The organism is Sphingobacterium sp. NPDC055431 (assembly GCF_053644255.1).
This window is the reverse complement of record NZ_JBSHLH010000001.1, coordinates 15,712-40,023: the sequence shown is the minus strand read 5'-3', so window position 1 is coordinate 40,023 and position 24,312 is coordinate 15,712. Positions and strand designations below refer to the sequence as shown.

Genomic DNA, 24,312 nt, shown 5'->3' with positions numbered 1-24,312 from the left:
GTGACAGGGCGATCAATACCAAATATCAACCAACATCAATGCACGAAACAATCCCCTTTAGGGTGGCATGGTAATCAATAACATTTATCCATCAATGGCAAGTAGAAAACCCCGTTAGGGGTTCAATTATTTTAGCCAAAATTCCATCCATCCACCTCACCCCTCTGTTATTACCCTGCCCAATGAAAACCGCTAAAATATAGCTTCTAATCCTGCTTCTTGTTATGATAACTAACTTCAATCTGGGGATTTATTTTCAGGAGGGCATTGACAACTTCCTCATTATCTATTGGCGAGATATAGACCTCTTCATATTTATCATAATAGATAATCAGGCCTTTCATGGCGGTTGCTGGTTTCATACCGCTATATAAATTTTTGCCAACCTCAATGCGCCTAATCGATTTGACCTTGACCTTTCCAAAAAACACTAAGCAGCGATATCTTAAATATTCAGAATCGATATTATAGGAGGTCGTGAAATAAGTAATCAGATAAAAAACGAGAACGCAGGCTACTAAGGTTGGAAGGACTGTCAAATACTTTGACAAGGGTGCTTTCGATATAGCCAAAATCCCCGTAAACATTGGTATTAAGATTGCAAAAAGGATCAGGAGGTAAAAATTATCCCATTTGGATTTATAAGTAGCCATTCCCTAAAATAACAAAAGCTTCCAATATTTGGAAGCTTTTGTTTGGAGCGAAAGACGAGATTCGAACTCGCGACCCCAACCTTGGCAAGGTTGTGCTCTACCAACTGAGCTACTTTCGCTTGAAGTGCTACAAAAATACAATAATACTTGATTCTTGTCAACATTAAGCGTGATATTTTTGCAAATAATTGTGAAATTATAGCGTGGCCATGATAGCATCCACACAATTCATTCCATCAATCGCGGCAGATACAATTCCACCTGCATAACCAGCACCTTCTGCACATGGGTATAAACCAGCGACTTGCGGATGTTGCAAACTATCTTTATCTCTTGGAATGCGTATCGGTGATGATGTCCTGGACTCTACCCCTACCAAAATTGCTTCATTACTATAATACCCTTTCATCTTCTTTCCAAAGATCGGTAATGCCCCTTGTAATGCGGTATGCACAAATTTTGGCAACACTTCACGCAGATCTACCGAACGTGTTCCGGGTTTATAGGAATTCTCGGGAAGATCAAGGGAAACTTTGTTCTGTACGAAGTCCACCATTCGCTGTGCTGGGGCAACGAGATTGCCTCCGCCCAGTTGAAAGGCTTTCTGTTCAATATGTCGCTGAAAATCCAATAGGGCAAACGGATCTTGATCTGAACCCACAACATCCTCCAGGTTAATCTGGATAACGGTACCTGAATTGGCATGCGGATTATTTCTTTTGGAAGGAGACCAGCCATTTACCACGATTTCATCCTGATCGGTGGCACATGGAGCGATTATACCTCCGGGGCACATACAGAATGAAAACACACCGCGGCCGTCCACTTGTTCGACCAGACTGTAATATGCAGGCGGAAGGTTCTCCGGACGGATGGAGCAATGGTATTGGGCTGAATCAATGACCGCTTGGGGATGTTCGATGCGAACACCCAGGGCGAAAGGTTTTGCTTCCAACAGCCAATTTCTTGAACGGAACAGCTCAAAGATATCGCGTGCGGAATGGCCCGTTGCGACGATCACATGATCTGCTTTTATGATCCCTTCACTTTCGGTCTTAACCCCTTCTACCTTGCCGAACTGCTCTAATATATCTGTGACTTTACAATCAAAATGAACCTCACCGCCCATTTCAATGATTCTTTCACGGATACTCTCAATGATATGCGGCAATTTATTGGTTCCAATATGCGGTCGGGCATCTACTAAGATGTCCTCGGTTGCACCATGTTCCACAAAGATGGAAAGGACCTGTTGCACATCGCCACGTTTATTGGACCTAGTGTACAACTTACCATCGGAATAGGTTCCGGCACCACCCTCACCAAAACAATAATTAGATTCCGGATTGACGAAGCCTTCGCGATTGATCTTGGCAAGATCCCTTCTCCGGTCCTGCACTTTTTTCCCTCTTTCCAGCACGATAGGTTTCAGCCCCAATTCAATGCAGCGATAGGCAGCAAACAGTCCTGCAGGACCGGCGCCAATGATAATCACGGGCTTAGCGTCCTTTACGTTTTTAAGTGCAGTATGGTAATCAGGGAGTTGTACAGGTTCGTCGATAAAGAATACGACCCGCATACGGAAGAGCACTTGCTTTCCACGAGCGTCTATGGAACGCTTACGGATATGGAAACCATTGATTTTATGAGTTGGAACACGAAGTTTTTTGGCTCCTTCAGCGCGGATTCGGTTCTCATCCTGAACAAAATCAGGACTAATGGCAATTTCAATTTCTTTTTGCATAGTCTGTTGGGGTTTTATCCCAAAAATCTTGGCAAAGATACCAAAAACTGACAGAATTTCGTGTTTAGGAAGAGTTGGTATGTCATTTGATATTGCTTTTTTGTGAAAACAAATTCTTACTTTTAAATATTACTTGTAAAAACATTACACATGAAAAGATTATTAATCGTATTTGTAGGTTTATTAACTGCTCTTTCTTTCAGTTCTTGTGGGTACAACACCATGGTATCCAAGGACGAAAATGTAAAAGGAAAATGGGCACAAGTTGAAAACGCCTACCAACGTAGAGCGGACTTGATCCCTAACTTAGTAAACACTGTAAAAGGAGCTGCACAGCATGAACAAGGTACATTGACCGCTGTAACAGAGGCTCGTGCTAAAGCGACTTCCGTACAAGTAGATCCAAACAATTTGAGCGAGGAAGCGATTGCTAATTTCCAACAAAACCAAGATGGACTTTCACAGGCCATCGGACGATTATTGGTAAGCGTAGAATCTTATCCGGACTTGAAAGCGAATGCGAATTTCCAGGAGTTACAGGCACAGTTGGAGGGTACTGAGAACCGTATTTCCGTAGAGCGTAGAGCCTACAATGAAGCGGTTCAGGATTACAACACCACTGTTCGTAGCTTCCCGAACAACATTATGGCAGGAATCTTTGGATTCAAGGCAAAAGGAACATTTAAAGCGACTGAAGGTTCTGACAAAGCGCCTACAGTGCAGTTTTAATGAATTTTTATTGTTGTTGACATAACGTAAAGATGAATGTTGGGGGCTTTCACTTCTGCATTCATCTTTTCTATTTTAAAGCCTCATGGAGATATTCAATCAAGAAGAACAAGAGAAAATAGAACATGCAATCAGCCTAGCGGAGAACCTGACATCGGGAGAGATCCGTCTGGTCGTTGAGCGCAGGGTTCATGACAAGGAAGCGATTGACCTGGCAAAGGATTATTTTGAAAAGCTCAAGATGCATCAGACGGCATTGCGCAATGGGGTATTGATTTACCTGGCGACGGATGACCATCAATTTGCCATTATCGGCGATGCCGGTATTGATCAGAAAGTTCCGGAGAATTTTTGGGAATCTACAAAAGACCTGATGTTAGGTTCTTTTAGAAAGGGAGATTATGTCAGTGGTTTGATTGCTGGCATCGAAAAGGCCGGTGAGCAATTAGGCAGGTATTTCCCGCGGAGATCGGATGACGTGAATGAACTTCCGAATGATATTTATTTCGGTAAATCTTAATTTTATGCAGAAAACATCACAAATTGTGAAATTTTCAACCCGTATATTATTCAGCTTTTTTATAGGCTTAATATTTCATTTACAAGCCATAGCACAGGATTTTCCTCCTGTAGCGAAGGATTTAGTAACGGATTATACAAATACCCTGAGTTCCAACCAAAAGAAACAGCTTGAACAGAAGTTATTGGCATTTGAAGATTCCTCAAGTATTCAGATTGCGGTCGTGGTCATGAATAGCACTGGCGACTACGACATTGCAGACTATGGGGATCGCCTTGCCAAGCAATGGGGCGTAGGAAACAAGAAATATGATAATGGTATCTTGTTTTTGGTTGCCCTTGGAGACCGTGCAGTCACTATCCGTACGGGTTACGGATTAGAGGGTGCAGTTCCTGATGTCATTGCTTACCGCATCATTGAGAACGAGGTCAAACCAGCCTTCCGCCAAGGAGATTATTTCCAAGGCATTGACAATGGAACAAATGCATTGATATCCTATACCAGAGGAGAATATCAGGCTGACCCTCGGGACGGCTATTCGACAGAAGGTGGCGGTGGAGTGCCTATCATATTCATTGTAATCGGTATCATCATATTAATTTCCATTATTTCCAAATCTGGAGGTGGCGGCAAAAATGGCGGTGGTAAGGTAATGGGTGGTCGAGGTTCATCTGACCTGTTCTGGTGGACATTATTGAACTCATTGGGCCGTGGTGGCGGCGATAATGATGGTGGTGGATTTGGCGGCGGCTTCGGCGGCGGTGGAGGCGGCGGCTTCGGAGGTTTCGGAGGCGGTGGCTTCGGCGGCGGTGGTGCCAGCGGAAGATGGTAATGGAACGATTAATGTACTATAGTAAAAAACGTAAAACAATAGATATGAAAAAAACAATGTTAGCTGTACTGGCAGCAGTCCCTACTTTGCTTTTTGCCCAAGAGGACTTTTCCATCAAAGGAAATATAAAGGATGTGAATGCGCCAGCGAAAGTGTATTTGATGTATGTAGACGGCGGACAACGCCATATTGATTCTGCTAATGTTGATAAAGGACAGTTTACCTACAATGGTATTGTATCAGAGCCTACACAGGCACAGATGATATTATCTGCCGATGGCAAACCATTGAACCAGATTGAAACACCGGATATGACCATGCTTTACCTTTCTAAAGGGGTAATCAAGGTTACTGGGGATAAAATGGCAACCGCTGAAATCTCAGGAAATGAGATCAATACTGATTTCAGCAAATACAAAGCATCAATTAAAGCGGTAACAGATCAGTTTGAAGCATTAAACAAGGAATACCAAGCGGCAAGTCCTGACCAACAACAGGACGAGCAATTCCTGACGAACCTGCAAGGAAAGGCTGAAGGATTATTCAAACAACAAACTCAGCTGAACGAGCAATTCATCAAAGATAATCCAGGCAGTTATGTGACTTTAGGGTTATTGGATGAAATGGTAAGTGCGCAAACCGTAAATAATGTGGTAGCGCCGGCTTATGAAAAGCTTCCTGCTGCTTTAAAAAATTCTACACGTGGAAAAGCTTTGGCAGCAAAGATCGAGAAACAAAAGAAGGTTGCCATTGGATCAGTAGCTCCAGAAATCGCATTGCCTGATACAACCGGTAAAGTGGTTGCATTATCATCTTTACGTGGAAAATATGTCTTGATTGACTTCTGGGCAAGCTGGTGCGGACCATGTCGTCATGAAAACCCGAATGTAGTTGCTGCATTCAATAAATTTAAGGACAAGAACTTTACTATCTACGGTGTTTCCCTAGATCGTGAAAATGGTAAAACAGATTGGTTAGAGGCTATTAAAGCTGATAATCTTTCAGGATGGACCCAAGTTTCTGACCTTAAGTTCTGGCATTCACCAGTAGTGGAACTCTATGGAATTGAGGGTATTCCCCAAAACTTCCTTTTAGATCCAGAAGGTAAGATCATTGCAGTTAACCTTCGAGGTGAAGCTCTTGAGGCTAAACTTGCTGAAGTCATTAAATAAGCAAAAAACATCATAAAAAAACTCCGGGAAATTATCTCGGAGTTTTTTTTATTTATGCCTTATCTAACCAAACAATATTCTGAAGACATCTTCTAAGGTGGCCACTGGCCTGACCAGGATCTGATATCTTTTCACATCCAATCCTTTGGTATTATATTTTGAGATAAAGATCTGTTCAAAACCTAATTTTTCGGCTTCTTGGATTCGCTGTTCGATCCGGTTTACCGCCCTGATTTCTCCAGACAGGCCAACCTCAGCTGCAAAAGTGATATTAGACGGGAGGGCTATATCCTGCTGAGAGGAAATAAGCGCTGCAATCACGGCTAGATCGATTGCTGGGTCTTCCACCCTTAATCCTCCGGCGATATTCAAGAATACATCCTGAGCACTTAACCTAAATCCAAAGCGTTTTTCAAGTACCGCCAAGAGCATGTTCAACCTTTTCGTGTCAAAGCCGGTAGAGCTCCGCTGAGGCGTTCCATATGCTGAATTGGACACCAAAGCCTGCACCTCGATCATCAGCGGCCTCATGCCCTCTAACATCGCTGCTACGGAAATTCCACTGACCTGTTCCTCCCTTTGCGAAAGCATAATTTCCGATGGATTGGAAACCTCCCTTAGACCTGAGCCTTGCATTTCGTAAATCCCCAGTTCCGAAGAAGATCCAAATCTATTCTTTACTGCTCTCAGGATTCGATATACATGGTTTCTATCTCCTTCAAACTGCAATACGGTATCCACCATGTGTTCCAATACCTTTGGTCCTGCAATAGATCCGTCTTTGGTGATATGGCCAACAATAAATACCGGAGTATTGGTTTCTTTGGCAAATCGAAGCAGTTCAGCTGTACATTCCCTGACCTGAGATACCGAACCGGGAGCCGATTCGATCTGGGCAGTATGTAAAGTCTGTATGGAGTCGATGACGAGCACATTGGGTTCCACTTGATCGATCTGTTTAAAGATGTTCTGCATGGATGTTTCGGTCAGGATATAACAATTCGCATTGGAACTTTGGGCTAGCCTTTCCGCTCGCATCTTGATCTGCTGTTCGCTCTCTTCCCCAGAAATATAAAGTGTTTTTACCTTAGGAATGGAAAGGGCCAATTGCAACATCAAAGTAGATTTCCCGATTCCCGGCTCCCCGCCGATCAACACTAATGAACCCGGCACAATTCCTCCCCCTAGAACACGGTTGAATTCTTTGTCAGGAGTCAGGATCCGTTGTTCTTCGGAGTACACAATCTCATGGATGACCGCAGCTTTGTTCGTTCTTTTCTGTATTCCAGGACCTGTACTGGTACTTCGCCATTCGGGAACACGGCTAGATGCCTTTTCCACAACCTCTTCCACAAAGGTATTCCATTGCTTACAGGAAGGACATTGCCCCAACCACTTTGGAGATTCATATCCACATGATTGACAGAAATATGCTGATTTTGTTTTTGCCATTGAGCGAATTTAAAAAAATGTATCTACATGTTGTAACAATACCTTACTATTGTCGACAAATACCAATAAATGATTGAGAACCTAGAGCAAGAATTTGTAAATCTTTTGGAGGATAATCAGAACATCCTACACAAGATCTGCAAGCTTTACACAGCAGATCTGGCATCCCACCAGGACTTGTTCCAGGAGATGGTCATTCAATTGTGGAAATCGTATCCAAGGTTCAAAGGTGAGTCAAAGTTTTCCACTTGGGCCTATAGGGTTTCCTTGAATACGGCCATATCATTATATCGAAGTAAAAAGACAAAGATTGCGACCGTTGATTGGGATCAATCCCTAGCCAACATCCGCTATGAGGAGTACAATTCGGAGACTGAAGACCAGTTAAAACACCTATATGATGCCGTACGGCAATTGAATGATATCGACAAAGCTTTGGTCTATATGTACCTCGAAGACAAGGACTATACAGAGATCTCAGAAACATTAGGGATCAGCGAAGTTAATGCCCGGGTCAAAATGAATAGAATCAAGAACAAACTGAAAGAAATGCTAACAAAGAAAGGAGTGGTTTAATGGATGAACTAGATTTTCTAAAACAACATTGGCAAAAAGACCAGGGTTTTCCTAAAGTAAACAAGGAGGAAATCCGAAATATGTTGCACAAGAGTTCATCCTCCCTTGTGAAATGGATCTTTATTATCAGCATCATCGAATTATTTCTTGGGGTACTATTAAATGTGTTCGTATTTCTTTCTGACACGGACCCAGAAAAAATGCCCTATCCGCTGGAACTGCTCACGAATTTTATTGATGTGGTTTCCTATATCATCATCCTTTATTTTATTTATTCCTTTTTCAATTCTTATAGAAAGATAAAGAACACCAATAATACCAAGGAGCTTTTGTCCAATATTTTGCTAACCAGAAAAACAGTTACCTATTATATTCGCTTCAATATTTACATGATTTTGGTCGGATTGGGAATAACCGCTCTGAGAATGATTTGGGAAGAGGACGTCATCCATAAATCCGTTGGCCATAACATCTTGTTTTTTACCTTCCTGGGAATCGTCATTTTCCTAATCGGATGGGCCATGATTGCTTTCGTAAAATGGATCTATAAGCTGATCTATATCAGGCTGGTCAAAAAATTGGAGAAGAACTACGAAGAATTGGAAAGGCTGGAAAGAGAAGAAGTATAGGCTTATCCAATAAGTCAAACCGAGTAGTAAAAATTTGGACTAAATTTATCGGAAGGTGATGACAGCAAATTGGAAGGCAAAAAAATATTTTTTTAAAACCCCATAGGGGTTCCATTATTTTAGCTGGCATGGCACGTTAGCCTAGAAGTAGCGCAAAAACGATGTTCGATTAATCGAACATCGTTTTTGCATTAACCCTATATTATTCGATACCAATGCTAAAATAATTCTGCCCTTCCAGGGCAGAATGTCGCAAAAAAAAGATTTTTCTAGAAAATAAATATAAGTCTAAATACCTATAAACACAGATTTAGCAACCATGTCATTATTAAAAGGTTATTACAACAATCCATAAACGAAAAAAGGAGCATTATTGCTCCTTTTCTTGTTCAAGATCTATAAATGCATCGAGGAATTGGCCTTCCTCTTCCAAGGCATTGAAAACGATTTTAACCATTTTCGCGTTCTTTATTTCTTCTGTCATAGGTGTCAATTTCAATTTGATATTGACGGGTTTGTCTTGATGTAACAGGTAATTCAGGTAATTTTCTCTATCAGAAAGCTGCACGATTACCCTATCGATCTGCACGGAGGTTAACATATGCGATTCTTCCTGCGCATCGATCAATGCAGTAGCGAATACATTCAACCTAAATTCCCTAGGGTTCTTGTCATAAGATATGGCAAACAGATCAACCACTAAGGTGTCACCAGATGCCGTTACCGACTTTAGGTCAAACTGTATATCATCGACAACATTTAAGTTAGGATCTTCTTGGGCCTGCGAATTTTTTGGTAAAAAAAACACCACAGCAAGTCCAAGAAACCATATAATTTGTTTCATACGTTCGAATTAACGAAGCCTTTCGGCTGATTTAATTAATTTATTATCATTTCTGATTCCACGAATAGCAAAGGATAAGCATAGAATAGAAATCGGCAGAAGGAAAAATCCAATACCAATATTGTTAGCTCCAATATGCTGATTAATCAGATCAAGGATGTTGTTTGCTGTGATAAACATCCAAATAGCAAATAAACAGATCAATACCACTTGCACTAAGATCAGGTTCAACTGCAGTTTTCGGTTTTTATATTGGAATATGATAAAGATGGGGATCAAAGCCAGAACCACAGTAGCAATGGTCATCAATAAAAAGCCAGTTTCTTTAGTTGTAACGTTATTTGCTGAGGAATATACGCCAGTTACATAGATGTTTTTTCCAAGTCCTACCAAATCAATGTAGCCTACAAAAGGGAACATGAAAAGAGCAAATAAAACTAGGCTTGAAAGCAATAACCAAACGGTTTGAATACGCTGTATCATATTTATAGATTATTTATATCGCAAATATAATACAAACAACTTAAATAGATTTTGGTTTCTGCATGGTAAATGGTTCATTGCCGTGGGTTTCTGATACAGCTACACCAGAATCTCAATATCGATGCTCGTTCCTTTGCCTACTTCGGAGCGGATATCCAATTTACCATGGAGGTAATTCACCCTAATTTTTACATTGGTCAAACCCACTCCATCTTTTGAATCATCCATTATTTGATCGGACTTAAAACCCTTGCCATCATCTTCAACCGTAATAAATACCACATTATCTTCGACACTGCATTGCACCAAGATATGTTTGGCTTCCGAATGTTTCAGGGAGTTATAGATCAATTCTTGAATGATCCTGTAAATATGGGTCTGCTGTTCTTGGCTGAGTACATTAAACAATCCATATAATTGCAGTTCGATCTTGGTATTGGAATTCTGCAGACTCTTACACAGGTCACCTAATGATACGGCAAGACCAAAACGACGCAGGGATTCAGGCATAAGGTTATGGGAAATCCTTCGCATTTCTGTAATGGCAAAATCCATATCGACTAAAATGGAATTCACTTTATCATTTGGATTGGACAATTGAGTGTCCAAGATTTTATATTTGATAGAAGCCAATATACTGCCTAGGCCATCATGCAAATCCCTAGAGAGCCTGTTCCTTTCTTTTTCTTCTCCATGCAACATGGCATCAAGGGACAGCAGTTTTTGTTTTTGCTTTTCCTCGAGTAGCTTTTGGTTATTGTTGATTTCTTGTTGCTGCAGCAATCTTTTGTTTTTCTGGTGATTCTTGAACAGGAAATATCCGATCAATAACAGGATGATCGCCACCAAGGCAATGATGATACGGGTGTTTTTGATATCGCTCTCGGTTTTCTCCCGTTCTGTCTTTAAGGAAAGGATCTCACCTTCTTTCTCGAGGGTCTGATATTTTACTTCATAATCCATTAAGGACTCCCTGATCCGCCTGTTATACATGGTATCCTGAAGGACATCCTTCTTTTTCACCCATTCCATGGCTTTTTTATAGTCCTTTAATCCTTCATAGATTTTGACAAATGCGATGGCGATGTTCAAACTGTCCTGAAAGAAAGTATAACCTATATCCATCCTTTTTTCGACATATTCATTCAAATCCTTGAATGCAGACTGAAAATCCTTTTTGCTGAGGTTTATCAGTGCCCTTTGGTAATATAAACTGGTCAAGGCACGAGGGTTTGGCTCCCCTTCTTTTTTAAGGTATTCAATGGATTTATCCATATGGATGAGCGATACATCATAGTTTTTTTTAAATCGATTGTAGACCGAATGCACAAAATGATAGTCGCTTAAGGGCAAGGAACCTTTATGCCTCTTGATAAATTTCTCATAATTTAACATGACCTTTTCAGACATGACACTATCATCCATTGCATTTAAGGAAACGACCAGAAGCTTATATACCTCATTCATGGTATAGGGGTCATATTTTCCCTTATTCAGGTGCTCCAATGATTCCAATAGATATTTATTGGCTTCAGTATATTGCAGATTGTTCCAGAAATTCAGTCCGATCTTATAGAGGATATTTCCGGTGATAATATCATCATTGGCTTCCTTGGCCATTGGCAGCGCCCTATTGACCAAGATTTCCAACATCCTGATATGTTTATCCTGCCATTGGTAGGCCGAAGCCATATTATTCAATAATTTAGCCCTTAGCCATTTCGCTTTGTTTCCCTCAATCTTGGCCAGTTCTGCATCGGCTTCTTCGAATAGACGGATCGCTTTTGGCAGGTCATAATCCATATAGAACAGTCCTTCATATACTTTGCCCATCCCATTGGCGACGGGAAATTCATTTTTATACAGGAGACCCTGTTTCAGGTAATTGTGGGCTGTGGCAGAATCTGAATAGGAGTAGTAAAAAGACAGCTCAAAGATATTAAAAGCTTTCTCTTCAACACTTAGGTCGGTTTTTATGATTTTTCCTAGGCTATCAATTTCTGCTTGATAGGGCCTTTTTACCTGTTCTCCTTTAGCTGTGGGAACAAGTAGGCACAATAGCAGCAGGATTGGCAATATTTTGCACCTAGCTTCCATAAATAATGCTTATCTGTAGATTTTTATTAAATAGAAATAGGCAGTGAAAATCACTGCCTATGCATGATGTGTATAAAGATAAACTATTTTTCGATTTTTATAGCAATACCTTCATCTTCGATTGCCTGCACCGATTCATCGGTTATCAAAGGGCTAGTTTTCTTTAGCGCCTCAAAAAGCTCTTCAGCATCGCCTTTGAACTGTACATTTAATGTCGAACCTGATGCTTTATATTTCATTTTCACATCAGAAACCTTTTTATTGGATTCCAATCCAGAGGAAATGGTTTTCAATTCAGCAAGATTTACCCCTTCAATTAAGACTACCAGTTCGCCAGCAGCGGCATTATCGCCTTTTTTACCTAAAAGCCCACCTAATTTACCTCCAATACGTCCGGCCTTATTCGAGGTATTGTCTACCTTATTAGATGTGTTTTCCACCTTGTTCAATGCTCTGTCGATTTTGTCCAAAAATCCCTGAGCAGAAGCTGCATATGTACAGCCTAAAAATAATGTTAGTATGATTATTACCTTTTTCATGATCTATGAGTTTTATTATTGGACTAAGGTAGAGCTAATTAGCACGCAAAAACATACCCAGATAAGTGGTAAATTATGTACTTGTATTCAAGTACAAGGCATTCATCTGGAACAGGTACAATCCTGGACCTGCCTTAATTTTTTACCTGATCTTTATAATTGCGCATATGAGCTAATTTGATATTAATTACCTTTGCATGGTGGAAGAACAAATACCTAAATACTTTTTGGAAATAGCATACAATGGAACGGCCTACCATGGTTGGCAGATCCAGGATAACGCTGTCTCTGTTCAGGAAAAACTGAACCAAGCTCTTTCGATTTTACTTCGCGAAGAAGTAGAAACGATAGGCGCAGGACGTACGGACAGTGGGGTGCATGCCAAACAGCTATTTGTTCATTTCTCCAGTAATGCTCATGTTTTGGAGAACAAGGAGAGGTTTGTCCATTCCCTGAATGCCCTGATGCCTTTTGACATTTCAGCAAAACGCTTGATTGGGGTAGCTGTAGAGGCCCATGCTCGCTTTGATGCCACGCAAAGGAGTTATGAATACCATGTACATTTCCAAAAGGATCCCTTTCAACATGGGTTTTCATGGCAGCTGCGCGACAAACCGGATGTTGAAAAAATGAACATTGCAGCCCTAGATTTGTTAGGTAGGCAAGATTTTTCTTGTTTCAGCAAATCGAACACACAAGTATTCACCAATTATTGCGATATTAAACGTGCAGAATGGTTGTGGGAAGGCGAAAGATTGGTATTCCATATTTCTGCAGATCGTTTTCTGCGAAACATGGTTCGGGCAATAGTTGGAACCCTGATGGAAATCGGCCTAGGCAAGAAACCTATAGAACATATTAAAGAGGTAATTCAAAGTATGGATCGCTCTAAAGCTGGCACTTCGGTTCCGGCCTGTGGGCTTTACCTAACAGAGGTCCATTATCCATATATTGATTAAAACGAAGATTTTGGAAAAAGACAAAATTTCAGGAAATGCATACGACAGTAAACTACTGGGAAGGTTAGCTAAATACATCCGCCCCTATATGCCTGTTTTCTGGGTTTCCGTTATACTAACGATATTACTTGCAGCTGTAGCTCCTGCCCTTCCGCTATTGGTGGAATATACCTTAGACCATTATATATTATCCGGAAAAGGGGAAGGATTGACTAACATGCTTCTATTGATGTTTGCCCTTTTGATAGCGCAAACCATCATCCGTTATTTCCATACCCTGATGACCAATACCCTTGGACAATCCGTTATCCGGGATATCCGCATCCAGGTTTTCAACCATATCACCAACCTAAGGTTAAAATATTTCGACAATACCCCGATCGGTAGATTGATCACCAGGACCATCTCTGACCTGGAAACCATTGCCAATATCTTTTCGGAAGGTCTGATCCAAATTATTGGCGACCTTCTGCAGTTGGTCGTTATCCTTGGGGTAATGTTCTATACGGATTGGAAATTGACCTTGGTCGTTTTGATTCCTATGCCACTGATGATTGCTGCGACCTATATCTTTAAGGAGGCCATGAAATCAGCATTCCAAAGTGTCAGGCTATGGGTTTCCAATCTGAACACCTTTCTACAGGAGCATATCTCTGGCATGAGCGTTATCCAATATTTTGCCCGGGAAGACCAAGAGATGCGAAAATTCAAGGCTATCAATGCGGAACATAGAAATGCGCATATCCGAGCGAATTGGTATTTCTCGATCTTCTTTCCGGTATTGGAAATTATTGTGGCCATTGCAACAGGTCTATTGGTATGGTACGGGTCCAAACAGATCTTGGCCGATGTCATTTCTCCGGGTGTAGTGGTCGCCTTTATCATGTACATCAACATGATCTTTAGACCAATACGCGAGTTAATCGATAAGTTCAACACCCTTCAGATGGGAATGGTCTCTGCTGAGCGTATCTTTGATGTGCTTGATACCGATGAATTCACCCCAGATGAAGGAAATTACAAACCGGAACATGTAAAGGGAGAGATTACCTTTAAAAATGTTTGGTTTGCCTATAATGATGAGAAATGGGTATTGAAAGACGTAAGCTTCCATGTGGAGCAGGGTGAAACCCTAGCTTTAGTGGGTGCGACGGGTGCTGGAAAATCATCTATTATCAATATCCTGAGCCGATTCTATGAAATCCAAAAAGGAGAGATCTTATTGGACGGTGTTAATATCAAGAATTATGATCTGACATTTCTACGTCAGACCATTGCCACCGTGCTGCAGGATGTCTTCCTGTTCTCAGACACGGTCCTGAACAACATCAATCTGCACAACCCTAATATATCCTTTGAATCTATTGAGGATGCTGCTAAGAAAGTCGGTGCTTATGATTTTATCATGCGACTTCCAGGGAACTTCAACTATCAGGTCCAAGAAAGAGGTTCGACGCTTTCTGCCGGTCAGGCGCAGCTAATATCCTTTATCCGGGCCTTGGTTCATGATCCAAAAATCCTGATCCTTGATGAGGCAACCTCCTCCATTGACACGGAAACGGAGGAATTGATTCAAAATGCCATCGAGAACCTGATGGAAGGCCGTACTTCTATCGTGATTGCGCATAGGTTATCCACCATCCAGAAAGCGGATAAGATCATTGTTCTGGATAAGGGTGAGATCAAGGAAATCGGCACGCACCATGAGCTGTTGGAGCTGGAGGGTTATTATAGGAAATTGTATGACCTGCAGTTTAATTCGGCGGGAATATAGGGGAGAGAGATTTGAGATGTGGGATGTGAGATATCAAACATTTCATGGCGCTAAATTCAACCTGGCTGTTAATGTTGAGACACGAAACATCTCGGAATTTTGCACTCCTAAAATCAAATTAACGTAGGATATATTGGCGTGCGGTTATTGCACCTTCGGTGAAAAATGACAGGGTTTTATAGAGGAGAACCGTAAAGATTCTTCACGAATTGTTCAGAATCACAGTTGGGCCATAGTGGGATTCAGAGTGTCAACGAAGAATCTATTCTTTATTTTATTTATGGATCGCTGTCATTGCAAAATCGTAAGATGAGCAAACTATTTTTTAATGATTTGATCCTATAAACGGGATGTGTTGAAAAATTTTTAACCCCCACTATGCGGTTCTCTTTAAAAGAGTCGCTTTTCCAAAAAGATTTCACCCGCTCTGGGGGTTCTGTAAATAAACAAACATCTTTCCTTACGAAAAAAGTCCTTTAGAAAGCGGTTCATTTCCTTATCAGGAAGAACCAAAATATCCCTGCTTTTGACCCAACTGTTTGAGAATTAATCATAAATAAACGACATGCTAATAAAATATTAATAGCAATTAGTAAAAAATGAGGTGCAAAATGTATATCTTTGCACCTCTTATTTTTAATAACACATTATTGCTTAATGCAGAATATCAGAAACATAGCGATCATCGCGCACGTTGACCACGGTAAAACTACCCTAGTTGACAAGATCTTACACTTCACCAATCAATTCAGGGACAATGAAAATTCAGGGGAATTAATCCTGGATAACAACGACTTGGAGCGTGAGCGTGGTATTACCATCGTGTCTAAAAACGTATCTGTTAAATACAAAGACACCAAGATCAACATTATTGATACTCCAGGTCACGCCGATTTCGGTGGTGAGGTTGAGCGTGTATTGAAAATGGCTGACGGTGTTGTTCTATTGGTGGATGCTTTTGAAGGTCCGATGCCTCAAACAAGATTTGTTACCGGAAAAGCTTTAGCATTAGGTATCAAACCTATTGTTGTGGTAAACAAAGTAGACAAAGAGAACTGTCGTCCAGAAGAGGTTTACGAAAATGTATTTGATTTGTTCTTTAGCTTAGGTGCTACTGAAGATCAATTGGATTTCCCTGTATTATACGGTTCTTCAAAACAAGGATGGATGTCAACTGACTGGACTAAACCAACGACTGACTTCACCGAATTGTTGGAAGCAATCATTGCACATATTCCTGCTCCTAAAATATCTGAAGGTACATTGCAGATGCAAGTAACTTCATTGGACTACTCTACATTCGTTGGTCGTATCGCGATCGGCCGTGTGGTAAGAGGAACAATCAAAGAAAACCAACCGGTATCATTGGTAAAACGTGATGGCAAGATTGTAAAATCTCGCGTGAAAGAACTTCAATTGTTTGAAGGCCTTGGTCGTGTTAAAGTTTCAGAAGTTCATGCAGGTGATATTGTAGCTGTAGTAGGTATCGATGGTTTTGAAATCGGTGACACCATTGCAGACTTTGAAAACCCAGAGCAATTAGAAGTAATGCACATTGATGAGCCAACAATGAACATGTTGTTTACCATCAATAACTCGCCTTTCTTTGGTAAAGAAGGTAAATTCGTAACATCACGTCACATCTATGACCGTCTTCAAAAAGAATTAGAAAAGAACTTAGCATTACGCGTTGTTCCTACAGATTCTCCAGATGCATGGTTGGTATACGGTCGTGGTATTCTTCACTTGTCAGTATTGATCGAAACAATGCGTCGTGAAGGTTATGAATTACAAGTAGGACAACCACAGGTAATCGTTAAAGAAATAAACGGTCAGAAACATGAGCCAATCGAAGAGTTGGTAGTAGATGTACCTGCTGAAGTTTCTGGTAAAGTGATCGAATTGGTAACTCAACGTAAAGGTGAGTTGTTGATCATGGAAACTAAAGGCGAAATGCAACACCTTGAATTCTCTATCCCTTCTCGTGGTATCATTGGATTACGTAACAACGTATTGACAGCTACTGCTGGTGAGGCTGTAATGGCGCACCGCCTGAAAGGATACGAGCCTTGGAAAGGAACAATTCCAGGTCGTATGGCTGGTGTATTGATCTCATTAGATACTGGTTCTACAACGGCTTATTCAATCGATAAATTACAAGACCGTGGTCGTTTCTTCGTTGATCCAGGTGTTGAGATCTATGAAGGACAGGTTTTGGGAGAGCATATCCGTGACAACGATTTAACGATCAACGTGACTAAAGGAAAGCAATTGACAAACATGCGTGCATCTGGTTCTGATGACAATACACGTATTGCTCCAGCAATTAAATTCTCTTTGGAAGAATGTATGGAATATATCCAAGCTGACGAATACATCGAGGTTACTCCTCAAAGTATCCGCTTGCGTAAGATCTACCTTACTGAAAACGAGCGTAAAGTAAATGCTAAGAAATTCGTTTAGAATTAAACTTTAGCTGAAAATATAAGAGGCATCCCCAAGGGTTTGCCTCTTTTTTGTTGATGTCATTTCTTAACTTGCTATAAATTATTAAATCTTGCAGCTGATGGAGAATTTTGAAGATGATGATTTAGAATGGCATAAAGTGCCTGTGAAAATTGATGAGAGCCGTAATTATGTCAAGGCTTTGCATGTGGCAGGTAAAAAGCTCTGTTTGATCAAAGAGGGAGATGTCCTATCGGTTACCTCAAGTCGCTGTCCGCATGCAGGAGCAGATCTGACAAAAGGATGGTGCGAAGAAGGTAAATTGGTCTGTCCCTTTCACCGGCATCGATTCAATCTGGAGTCTGGCAAAGGAGATGAACCTCAACATAACTTTATCCGGATCTATCCTTTGAAAAAGGAAGACGGGGATTTTTATGTAGGGATCAAGAAGAGCCTATGGAACAAGATATTTGGCTAGAATAAACGCCTAATCCATTGCAACATCCTACTGGTCTTTTCCGTGTAAGGATACCAGAACATAGAAGACAGCGGGATGATCTTGACATCGGCAACGGCTCTTTCATGTGAGAACGCTTTAAAGCCATACCAACCCGTGGATTGTCCCAAACCAGAATTGTTTACTCCTCCAAAAGGAAGGTTAGGTTGCATGATCTGGATGACCGCATCATTTATGCAGGTTGATCCAGCACTGCTATTCCGGATAATATGTTTATTGAAATTTGAATCTTTGCTGAACACGTACAATGCTAATGGCTTTTCCTTAGCATTGATAAAGTCAATGGCTTCTTGAATCTGTGCATAATATACGATGGGCAGAATGGGGCCAAAGATCTCCTCCGTCATGAGCGGATTATTGGCGGCCACATTGGTGATTACCGTTGGTGCAATGTACTTGGTCCTTCCATCGGTCTTGCCTCCAGCAATGATATTAGCTCCTAATTGTTTTGCTGAGTCTAGAGCTTGGTTAAGCCTTTCAAACTGTTTTTCGTTAATTATTCGGGCATAATCCGGTGAATTAAACGCATCCTTACCGAAAGCTTCTTCGATTTCGATCTTAAAAACCTCTTCAAGCTGCTGTTTCTGATGCCTATGGGCAAGGATGTAATCTGGAGCAATACAGGTCTGACCTGCATTGATAAACTTGGCCCAGATCAGGTTTTTAACGACCTGCCTCAGATTCACATTCTTATCGATTACCGCTGGAGACTTGCCACCAAGTTCCAAAGTAATATCCGTGAGGTGCTTACTTGCAGCTTCCATTATGATCTTTCCCACTTTGGACGAACCTGTAAAATGGATATGATCGAACTTTAGGTTCAGGAGATGGGTTGTTTCCTCAACAGCTCCTTCAATGACTGCAATATGATCAGTTGGAAAGACTTCGGCTATTATTTTTTTAAGGACTTGGTTGCTATTCGGAGAAAATTCAGAGAGCTTTAGTATAGCTGTGTTACCTGCGGCAATACAGGCCGCCAGATGGACTAACGGGAGCTGAAAGGGGTAATTCCATGGCGTAATGATCAAAGCGTTTCCTTTGGGCTCATAATGCAAATAGGCGCTGACATTGGGCATCACCAATGAACGACGAACCTTCTTGTCCTTCATCCAGCCACGCAGTTTCTTGGCGATATGTTTCAGCTCCAGCTGTACGACCAAAATCTCAGTAATGGCCGTTTCAATTCCAGATTTATGAAAATCTTGGTATAGAGCCTGCTCAATGGCCTTTTCTTCCCTATTGATGGTATCTAATAATTTCTTGATCCAACCTATTCTTTTATAAGCGGTACTATGTTTTATAGCCGATTTGTTTTTAAGTTGGGACTGGTAGATTTTGTCTATTTCTGAAAGGGTATTATATGCCATATTATTGCCTGAAGAATAAAAATAAGCAATAAAACAAAAACCCAGGTCATATTCATGTCTGGGTTTTTAAGTCTTTTATTGAATGGAGAGATTACTTTTTGCTAGGTTTGTCTTCCATCGCACGGTAAACCTCGTCTGTACTTGTATAGATCTTGAATCGTACATCATATTCTTCAGGAACATAGACTACAATCGGCATTTTACCATTGTATTGAACTAGAGTAGGCTGCGCCGATACGAAAAGATTTCTTGCAGGTGCACCAGGACATGCCATTTGGGTAGAAATTACATCTCCGTTGGTTTTGAATACATAGTAATTGTATCCCCAACCTTCCAAATCTTTAGTTTCGATCGTGCCATTTAATCCAAAATGATTACAACCGTCAACCTCCATCATCTTACCTACACTGAATTCAATCTTTTTATTGTTTTCCGCTTCAGAGTAAGGTACTTCAATGACCATTCTTTTAAAGCCTTTTTCAGGAGCTGGGAAAATATCGGTATTTACTTTCACTAACATTTCTTGGGCATTAGATGCATTTGGCATTAAGAATAAGCCTAGCATTAAAATCAAAAGAGCTGGTACTTTACTTTGTTTCATGTTTTTCAAATTTTATTATGTCTACATAATACGTAAGCTAGTCCTAATCCGCTACAGGGTTCAATTTCGTAGGATTTATTGCATGGATCAACGACCTTGCTAAGATGCGGTTCGGATCAATGACAGGCAAACCATAATAAGTTTTTTCACGCAAGGCCAAAGGCAATTCTGTACATCCCAAGATAATCACTTGAGCACCTTGCCCCTTCAACTCATGGATAGCCGCGACCAACTGATCATGCGCCCGATTGGTAACCGGCGAGGAAAAAGCCTTGATCCCATAGGTTTGATCATAAATGGCCGAATGGACTTTATTCTGAAGCACATCGTTTGGCTCGATACAGGTCAGATTATAGCTCTCAATAACCTGTTTATATAGACCGGTGTTGCGGGTTCCGATTGTGGAAAGCACACCGACCGTTGATCCTGGAAATTTTTCCTGAATGAACTTGGCTGTTTCAGCCACCATATGCAGAAGTTGGATTTTAGAATTGTGCTTAGCCAATTCCTCTTGGATCACCTCAAAAATCCGAGGCGAATGGGCCGTATTGCAAGGTATCCCCACAACGGTAGCCCCTGCTCTTTCCAGTTCTAAAGCTATTTCAGAAATCGCAAGGCCTGGATTAATAGGTTCTTTACCTATAAGATAGTCAGTTCTATCAGGTATTCTATGCGATTGCGAAGATAATAATACCGGTAAGTGATCTTGATCCCTTCTTGCATTGGTCTCTTCTATTATTTTTTTTAAGATATCAACACCAGCCAATGGACCGACACCTCCAACAATTCCAATCATAATCTTATCCTTTTTAGTCTAACTCACCCTGGCGCCATTTATACATCCAGAATGTCTGATTATTGTTCAAAAATAACGCCAATATATCGGGAATCGCTACAAATCCATTATCAGTATTGGTAAAGGCAACCAGTATTTCCTTGCTTTTGGGATAGGCCAAAAAGAAACAGCGAAAGCCTGGATTTGATCCGGTATGCCAATAAGCAGTTCCTAATTCATTGATCTGCATCCGCATACCTAAGGCACAGGGAACATATTTATCATCCGGGCTGATTTCCTGGGCTTTCTTAGCATCTGCCAGATGGCTCAAAGCTAATTGATGGGTCTTTTTCTTCAGACCAAAACCATCAAAGATATATTTCTTGATGAAATTGCTATAATCTTCAGCCGTGGTATATAGGGTATATGCAGCATTGCTCTTTCTATATTTCCCTAGCTTCCTCGGCTTATTATCTTCGTAATGTCCATAGGCGGCATTGGCCTCCAGCTCATCTTTCCATACAATCGCCGAGTTTTTCATTTTCATGGGAATCAGAACTTCCTCTTCGACCAATTTTTGAAAGGTTTTTCCCGAGATGTGCTCCATGGTCTCCTGCAGGAAATAAAATCCTTCACCAGAATACATATAATCAGTTCCTGGTTCAAATTGGGAGGTCAGGCCGGACTTTCTCCATGCATCCGTAGGAACATCTCCTTCCCAATTTAGGAAGCCGGTACGGTGGGTCAACACCATTCTTGCCGTGATCTTATCTCTGTTTGGGTTATTTTTTAGGCGATCATATTGGTAATAGCTCCAAAGAGGTTTATCCAGTTCGATCAAGCCTTTGTCCATCAACCTCAAAAAAGTATAGGTCGCTACGACCTTGGTCAGGGATGCAGCCTGAAAGACTGTATTTTGATCAATTGGGGAATTACTATCCAGATTCTTTATGCCATACTGATAGAGATGGTTTTTTCCATTCTTTTGATAATTGAGCTGTATAGCTGGAATATGATGTTTCTTGGCAACCTGATCCAGCGTTAGGGATTTATCCTGAGCCGAACTGCTAAAACCTATTGAAATAAAAGCAGCGCATAAAGTGACTATCTTCGTCTTATTTCTGAACAGCTTTAGGAAGTTTATCATAGTCTAGCGCCTTGTACTTTTTCAAAATATTTAGTGTTTCCTTAATTGGGATTGCCTTTACGGTCCGGCCTCTAATTCCCTTCATATCCTCAGCCATAAACATGGAGTTTAAGATTGCTTCTTCAGTTGCTTCCCAAACTGCCATAAACAACGGAGACATATAATCGTTGCCTACTTCGGTTGTTTCTAAGGCTATGTTTTTGCTTTCGTGAGGAATTAAGTTTGTAGGGCTCGTGGAGAAAGCGATGGAATAATCACCACTTCCATTGGAAGAGAATGAACCAACATTTCCGAATGCAATATAGGAACGTTTGGCTAATCTCTCCAGATTTCTAGCAGAAAGTGGAGCGTCCGTTGCAATAACGATCATACATGATCCATCCACTTTATGGGCTTCTTTGGGTTCTTGCATGTAATAATTGTGGAGCTCACGTCCGACGGGAGCACCATTGATGCTCAGGACTCCACCGAAATTCGTCTGTACCAACACCCCAACAGTATACCCTCCCCGAGAAGCTGGGAGCTTCCTTGATGCGGTTCCAATCCCACCTTTATAGCCTAAGCATTCCGTTCCAGTTCCTGCCCCCACATTTCCTTCTGATACTCTTCCTGTACTAGCACTTTTTATGGCTTCTAATACATCTGCGGCTTCCACATGTCGGCCACGGATATCATTCAATCCACCATCATTGGTCTCTCCTACAACGGAGTTAACCGATCTTACGTTTTCATTTCCTGGTAAGGAAAGCATATAATCGATAAGGCCATTGGCAACTTTAGGTGCATTCAGGGTATTGGTCAATAAAATTGGCGTCTCGATATTTCCGAGTTCTTCAATCTGGGATATTCCCATCATTTTTCCAAAGCCATTTCCTACAAATACAGCTGCTGGAACTTTTTGCTGAAAGATATTTCCCTGATGTGGAATGATCGCGGTCACTCCGGTGCGTACGGAATCACCTTTAATGATAGTTTTCTGACCTACGGTTACACCAGCGACATCGGTAATGGCATTGTTGGTTCCTGTTGGGAGAATACCAATCTGAATACCGAAGTCCCTGATCCTTCCTCTTTTTTCTTGTGCGTGTCCTAGGTTAAAAATGGTCATTAACGCAAGCGTTAATAGCAGATTTCTCTTGCTCATATCAATTGATGGTTTTATTGATGGTTTATGTTTCATAGACCAATCAGAACTTTCATAATCCCATTTATTTGTAGAATTATGAAAGTTTTAATTGAATGGCAAGTATACTGAAATCTTTAGATAGGCGGTTTATTCTTCGACAAATTCTTTTTGGAGTTTGTCCATTCTACGCTTGATGGAGGCGTCGATTCGGTACTCGTCTATCTTATCGATAGCTGTTTTCTCAACGGTCACACCCGTGTTGGATTCATAATTATGCACCTCTTTTTGATTTTTGAGGGCATTGTCATAAGCATCACGACCACTCATCAATTTGACAAATACTGGCAGACATTCGAAGAATATAAATAGAAGAGCGATAAAGATAACCGCATTTTCAGTGGATTTATTCACTGTTCCATCCGGCTTTTTGTGGAGATTGCTCAAGGCAGCATTACGGTCTGCAAAACCAGCTACATTTACCGCACTGTCCAAGGATTTATCCGACAGAATTCTTTGGCTCATCAGACCTTCCGAGGCTTTTCGTTGTAACAACTCCGACTCTTTGGTCTGCAATCGACCTCTCAAACTATCTAGATAAGCCTGTTGCTTATTGAGGTTTTCCTCCTTCATTTTTGCATAAGGACCATAGCCCATCACCCCTGAAGTCTCATCGGTTTTGGTTCCGAAGATTTCATGGTTCAATTGCTGTCTAGAGGTCTTGATACTCGCTTCAAGTGAATCGGCATGTGTGGTCAGATTCTTGAGCTGAGCATATTCAACACGGTATTTATTTTCGAAAGTCTTGTTTAGGGTGTCAATTTTGGCGTTCTGTTGAACCAGATATTCCGCCCGTAGGTGTTCTTTGATTTCTTTATCAAAGATTTTCAGTTCCAGAGGCCTGGAAATGATCATACCGATCAGGATGGCCAACAAGATACGGGGAAGGGCTTGCAATAATTGCATCCAGCCACTGCGGCTCTTGTCTATACTCAATACGATATATCTGTCCAGATTAAAGATGGCCAGGCCCCAGATCATACCGAAAAGCAGGGCGAAAAAGATGGCAAATGAACTACCGCTAAACACGAAATACAGGGCATAGCCACCTGCCAACGCTGCAAACAGTCCAGTGAAAAATATCGTTGCACCAATGCTTATATATTTATTCTGCTCCTCAGGGAAGCGGTCCAAGGTTTCCTTATGTACCCCAGCACACCAGAAAAAGAAATCCTTCATAAGTTAAAGCTTTAGTAATTAGACGCAAACGACTCACTTTTGTTACAGCTAATTAAACAAATATTTTAGAAATTCTTAGTAGTTTGTTGGCTACA

23 protein-coding genes and 1 tRNA gene are annotated in these 24,312 nt (G+C 41.0%); 10 read left to right on the top strand and 14 right to left on the bottom strand.

Going from position 1 to position 24,312, the window contains the following annotated elements:
* Nucleotides 1-206: 206 nt before the first annotated feature.
* From ACWIB3_RS00170 to ACWIB3_RS00160, 3 genes are all read right to left on the bottom strand, one after another.
* Complete coding sequence (locus tag ACWIB3_RS00170) at nt 207-587, bottom strand: PH domain-containing protein (protein WP_454290821.1); 381 nt, start codon at nt 585-587, stop codon at nt 207-209.
* 109 nt (nt 588-696) lie between these two features.
* Nucleotides 697-772: transfer RNA gene (locus ACWIB3_RS00165), tRNA-Gly, on the bottom strand.
* Between the two features lie 77 nt (nt 773-849).
* A complete protein-coding gene (locus ACWIB3_RS00160) occupies nt 850-2,397 on the bottom strand; it encodes an FAD-dependent oxidoreductase (protein WP_454290600.1) in 1,548 nt (515 codons plus the stop codon).
* Nucleotides 2,398-2,547: 150 nt separating this feature from the next.
* Between ACWIB3_RS00160 and ACWIB3_RS00155 the strand changes: the two genes are divergently transcribed.
* From ACWIB3_RS00155 to ACWIB3_RS00140, 4 genes are all read left to right on the top strand, one after another.
* Nucleotides 2,548-3,126, top strand: a complete 579-nt coding sequence (locus tag ACWIB3_RS00155) for a LemA family protein (RefSeq protein WP_254526649.1) — start codon at nt 2,548-2,550, stop codon at nt 3,124-3,126.
* Between the two features lie 85 nt (nt 3,127-3,211).
* Nucleotides 3,212-3,646 carry a TPM domain-containing protein gene (locus ACWIB3_RS00150; RefSeq protein ID WP_454290599.1) on the top strand — a complete coding sequence of 145 codons (435 nt, stop codon included), beginning with the start codon at nt 3,212-3,214 and terminating at the stop codon, nt 3,644-3,646.
* A gap of 4 nt (nt 3,647-3,650) precedes the next feature.
* Nucleotides 3,651-4,478, top strand: coding sequence for a TPM domain-containing protein (locus ACWIB3_RS00145; RefSeq protein WP_454290598.1), 828 nt, complete (start codon nt 3,651-3,653; stop codon nt 4,476-4,478).
* A 44-nt stretch (nt 4,479-4,522) separates the two neighbouring features.
* Entirely contained in the window at nt 4,523-5,650 is a 1,128-nt protein-coding gene (locus tag ACWIB3_RS00140; protein ID WP_254526650.1) for a TlpA disulfide reductase family protein, read from the top strand.
* Between the two features lie 63 nt (nt 5,651-5,713).
* On the opposite strand, the gene radA is transcribed toward ACWIB3_RS00140, so the two are convergent.
* Nucleotides 5,714-7,102 carry a DNA repair protein RadA gene (radA, locus tag ACWIB3_RS00135; protein ID WP_185212910.1) on the bottom strand — a complete coding sequence of 463 codons (1,389 nt, stop codon included), beginning with the start codon at nt 7,100-7,102 and terminating at the stop codon, nt 5,714-5,716.
* Nucleotides 7,103-7,171: 69 nt separating this feature from the next.
* Between radA and ACWIB3_RS00130 the strand changes: the two genes are divergently transcribed.
* Both ACWIB3_RS00130 and ACWIB3_RS00125 read left to right on the top strand, forming a co-directional pair.
* Nucleotides 7,172-7,678: an RNA polymerase sigma factor gene (locus tag ACWIB3_RS00130; protein ID WP_185212909.1), complete on the top strand. Its 507-nt coding sequence runs from the start codon at nt 7,172-7,174 to the stop codon at nt 7,676-7,678.
* Nucleotides 7,678-8,307, top strand: coding sequence for a hypothetical protein (locus ACWIB3_RS00125; protein ID WP_185215781.1), 630 nt, complete (start codon nt 7,678-7,680; stop codon nt 8,305-8,307). Before ACWIB3_RS00130 ends, ACWIB3_RS00125 begins: the two co-directional genes overlap by 1 nt.
* A gap of 370 nt (nt 8,308-8,677) precedes the next feature.
* On the opposite strand, the gene ACWIB3_RS00120 is transcribed toward ACWIB3_RS00125, so the two are convergent.
* From ACWIB3_RS00120 to ACWIB3_RS00105, 4 genes are all read right to left on the bottom strand, one after another.
* Nucleotides 8,678-9,151: a hypothetical protein gene (locus tag ACWIB3_RS00120; protein ID WP_185215780.1), complete on the bottom strand. Its 474-nt coding sequence runs from the start codon at nt 9,149-9,151 to the stop codon at nt 8,678-8,680.
* Nucleotides 9,152-9,160: 9 nt separating this feature from the next.
* Nucleotides 9,161-9,634 (bottom strand): DUF4293 domain-containing protein, encoded by a 474-nt coding sequence (locus tag ACWIB3_RS00115; protein WP_185212906.1) that lies wholly within the window; start codon nt 9,632-9,634, stop codon nt 9,161-9,163.
* 99 nt (nt 9,635-9,733) lie between these two features.
* On the bottom strand, nt 9,734-11,731 hold the full coding sequence (locus ACWIB3_RS00110; RefSeq protein WP_454290597.1) for an ATP-binding protein: 1,998 nt from the start codon (nt 11,729-11,731) through the stop codon (nt 9,734-9,736).
* An 83-nt stretch (nt 11,732-11,814) separates the two neighbouring features.
* On the bottom strand, nt 11,815-12,270 hold the full coding sequence (locus tag ACWIB3_RS00105) for a hypothetical protein (RefSeq protein ID WP_185212904.1): 456 nt from the start codon (nt 12,268-12,270) through the stop codon (nt 11,815-11,817).
* Nucleotides 12,271-12,467: 197 nt separating this feature from the next.
* Here ACWIB3_RS00105 and truA point away from each other — a divergent pair, with 197 nt between their 5' ends.
* The 4 genes from truA (at nt 12,468) to ACWIB3_RS00085 (ending at nt 17,926) form a co-directional block, all read left to right on the top strand.
* Entirely contained in the window at nt 12,468-13,229 is a 762-nt protein-coding gene (truA, locus tag ACWIB3_RS00100; protein ID WP_185212903.1) for a tRNA pseudouridine(38-40) synthase TruA, read from the top strand.
* 88 nt (nt 13,230-13,317) lie between these two features.
* Nucleotides 13,318-15,003, top strand: a complete 1,686-nt coding sequence (locus ACWIB3_RS00095) for an ABC transporter ATP-binding protein (RefSeq protein ID WP_454290820.1) — start codon at nt 13,318-13,320, stop codon at nt 15,001-15,003.
* Between the two features lie 657 nt (nt 15,004-15,660).
* Nucleotides 15,661-17,466 carry a translational GTPase TypA gene (gene typA / locus ACWIB3_RS00090; RefSeq protein WP_185212900.1) on the top strand — a complete coding sequence of 602 codons (1,806 nt, stop codon included), beginning with the start codon at nt 15,661-15,663 and terminating at the stop codon, nt 17,464-17,466.
* A 103-nt stretch (nt 17,467-17,569) separates the two neighbouring features.
* Nucleotides 17,570-17,926 carry a Rieske (2Fe-2S) protein gene (locus ACWIB3_RS00085; RefSeq protein ID WP_093100153.1) on the top strand — a complete coding sequence of 119 codons (357 nt, stop codon included), beginning with the start codon at nt 17,570-17,572 and terminating at the stop codon, nt 17,924-17,926.
* Here ACWIB3_RS00085 and ACWIB3_RS00080 read toward each other — a convergent pair.
* The 6 genes from ACWIB3_RS00080 to ACWIB3_RS00055 form a co-directional block, all read right to left on the bottom strand.
* Entirely contained in the window at nt 17,923-19,332 is a 1,410-nt protein-coding gene (locus ACWIB3_RS00080; RefSeq protein ID WP_454290596.1) for an aldehyde dehydrogenase family protein, read from the bottom strand. The two genes, ACWIB3_RS00085 and ACWIB3_RS00080, sit on opposite strands and share 4 nt — an antisense overlap.
* Before the next feature lie 91 nt (nt 19,333-19,423).
* Nucleotides 19,424-19,933: an ecotin family protein gene (locus ACWIB3_RS00075; protein ID WP_454290595.1), complete on the bottom strand. Its 510-nt coding sequence runs from the start codon at nt 19,931-19,933 to the stop codon at nt 19,424-19,426.
* A gap of 43 nt (nt 19,934-19,976) precedes the next feature.
* Nucleotides 19,977-20,729, bottom strand: a complete 753-nt coding sequence (locus ACWIB3_RS00070) for an aspartate/glutamate racemase family protein (protein WP_454290594.1) — start codon at nt 20,727-20,729, stop codon at nt 19,977-19,979.
* A 13-nt stretch (nt 20,730-20,742) separates the two neighbouring features.
* On the bottom strand, nt 20,743-21,855 hold the full coding sequence (locus ACWIB3_RS00065) for a serine hydrolase domain-containing protein (protein WP_454290593.1): 1,113 nt from the start codon (nt 21,853-21,855) through the stop codon (nt 20,743-20,745).
* Nucleotides 21,824-22,999 (bottom strand): DmpA family aminopeptidase, encoded by a 1,176-nt coding sequence (locus ACWIB3_RS00060; protein WP_454290592.1) that lies wholly within the window; start codon nt 22,997-22,999, stop codon nt 21,824-21,826. The genes ACWIB3_RS00065 and ACWIB3_RS00060 overlap by 32 nt, the downstream gene beginning before the upstream one ends.
* Nucleotides 23,000-23,128: 129 nt before the next feature.
* Nucleotides 23,129-24,217 (bottom strand): DUF4407 domain-containing protein, encoded by a 1,089-nt coding sequence (locus tag ACWIB3_RS00055; RefSeq protein WP_454290591.1) that lies wholly within the window; start codon nt 24,215-24,217, stop codon nt 23,129-23,131.
* Between the last annotated feature and the right edge of the window lie 95 nt (nt 24,218-24,312).

Coding starts and splice junctions, on each gene's coding strand:
- ACWIB3_RS00170 (WP_454290821.1), bottom strand. CDS start 587: ATGTTTACGGGGATTTTGGCTATATCGAAAGCACCCTTGTCAAAGTAT.
- ACWIB3_RS00160 (WP_454290600.1), bottom strand. CDS start 2,397: ATGCAAAAAGAAATTGAAATTGCCATTAGTCCTGATTTTGTTCAGGAT.
- ACWIB3_RS00155 (WP_254526649.1), top strand. CDS start 2,548: ATGAAAAGATTATTAATCGTATTTGTAGGTTTATTAACTGCTCTTTCT.
- ACWIB3_RS00150 (WP_454290599.1), top strand. CDS start 3,212: ATGGAGATATTCAATCAAGAAGAACAAGAGAAAATAGAACATGCAATC.
- ACWIB3_RS00145 (WP_454290598.1), top strand. CDS start 3,651: ATGCAGAAAACATCACAAATTGTGAAATTTTCAACCCGTATATTATTC.
- ACWIB3_RS00140 (WP_254526650.1), top strand. CDS start 4,523: ATGAAAAAAACAATGTTAGCTGTACTGGCAGCAGTCCCTACTTTGCTT.
- radA (WP_185212910.1), bottom strand. CDS start 7,102: ATGGCAAAAACAAAATCAGCATATTTCTGTCAATCATGTGGATATGAA.
- ACWIB3_RS00130 (WP_185212909.1), top strand. CDS start 7,172: ATGATTGAGAACCTAGAGCAAGAATTTGTAAATCTTTTGGAGGATAAT.
- ACWIB3_RS00125 (WP_185215781.1), top strand. CDS start 7,678: ATGGATGAACTAGATTTTCTAAAACAACATTGGCAAAAAGACCAGGGT.
- ACWIB3_RS00120 (WP_185215780.1), bottom strand. CDS start 9,151: ATGAAACAAATTATATGGTTTCTTGGACTTGCTGTGGTGTTTTTTTTA.
- ACWIB3_RS00115 (WP_185212906.1), bottom strand. CDS start 9,634: ATGATACAGCGTATTCAAACCGTTTGGTTATTGCTTTCAAGCCTAGTT.
- ACWIB3_RS00110 (WP_454290597.1), bottom strand. CDS start 11,731: ATGGAAGCTAGGTGCAAAATATTGCCAATCCTGCTGCTATTGTGCCTA.
- ACWIB3_RS00105 (WP_185212904.1), bottom strand. CDS start 12,270: ATGAAAAAGGTAATAATCATACTAACATTATTTTTAGGCTGTACATAT.
- truA (WP_185212903.1), top strand. CDS start 12,468: ATGGTGGAAGAACAAATACCTAAATACTTTTTGGAAATAGCATACAAT.
- ACWIB3_RS00095 (WP_454290820.1), top strand. CDS start 13,318: ATGCCTGTTTTCTGGGTTTCCGTTATACTAACGATATTACTTGCAGCT.
- typA (WP_185212900.1), top strand. CDS start 15,661: ATGCAGAATATCAGAAACATAGCGATCATCGCGCACGTTGACCACGGT.
- ACWIB3_RS00085 (WP_093100153.1), top strand. CDS start 17,570: ATGGAGAATTTTGAAGATGATGATTTAGAATGGCATAAAGTGCCTGTG.
- ACWIB3_RS00080 (WP_454290596.1), bottom strand. CDS start 19,332: ATGGCATATAATACCCTTTCAGAAATAGACAAAATCTACCAGTCCCAA.
- ACWIB3_RS00075 (WP_454290595.1), bottom strand. CDS start 19,933: ATGAAACAAAGTAAAGTACCAGCTCTTTTGATTTTAATGCTAGGCTTA.
- ACWIB3_RS00070 (WP_454290594.1), bottom strand. CDS start 20,729: ATGATTGGAATTGTTGGAGGTGTCGGTCCATTGGCTGGTGTTGATATC.
- ACWIB3_RS00065 (WP_454290593.1), bottom strand. CDS start 21,855: ATGATAAACTTCCTAAAGCTGTTCAGAAATAAGACGAAGATAGTCACT.
- ACWIB3_RS00060 (WP_454290592.1), bottom strand. CDS start 22,999: ATGAGCAAGAGAAATCTGCTATTAACGCTTGCGTTAATGACCATTTTT.
- ACWIB3_RS00055 (WP_454290591.1), bottom strand. CDS start 24,217: ATGAAGGATTTCTTTTTCTGGTGTGCTGGGGTACATAAGGAAACCTTG.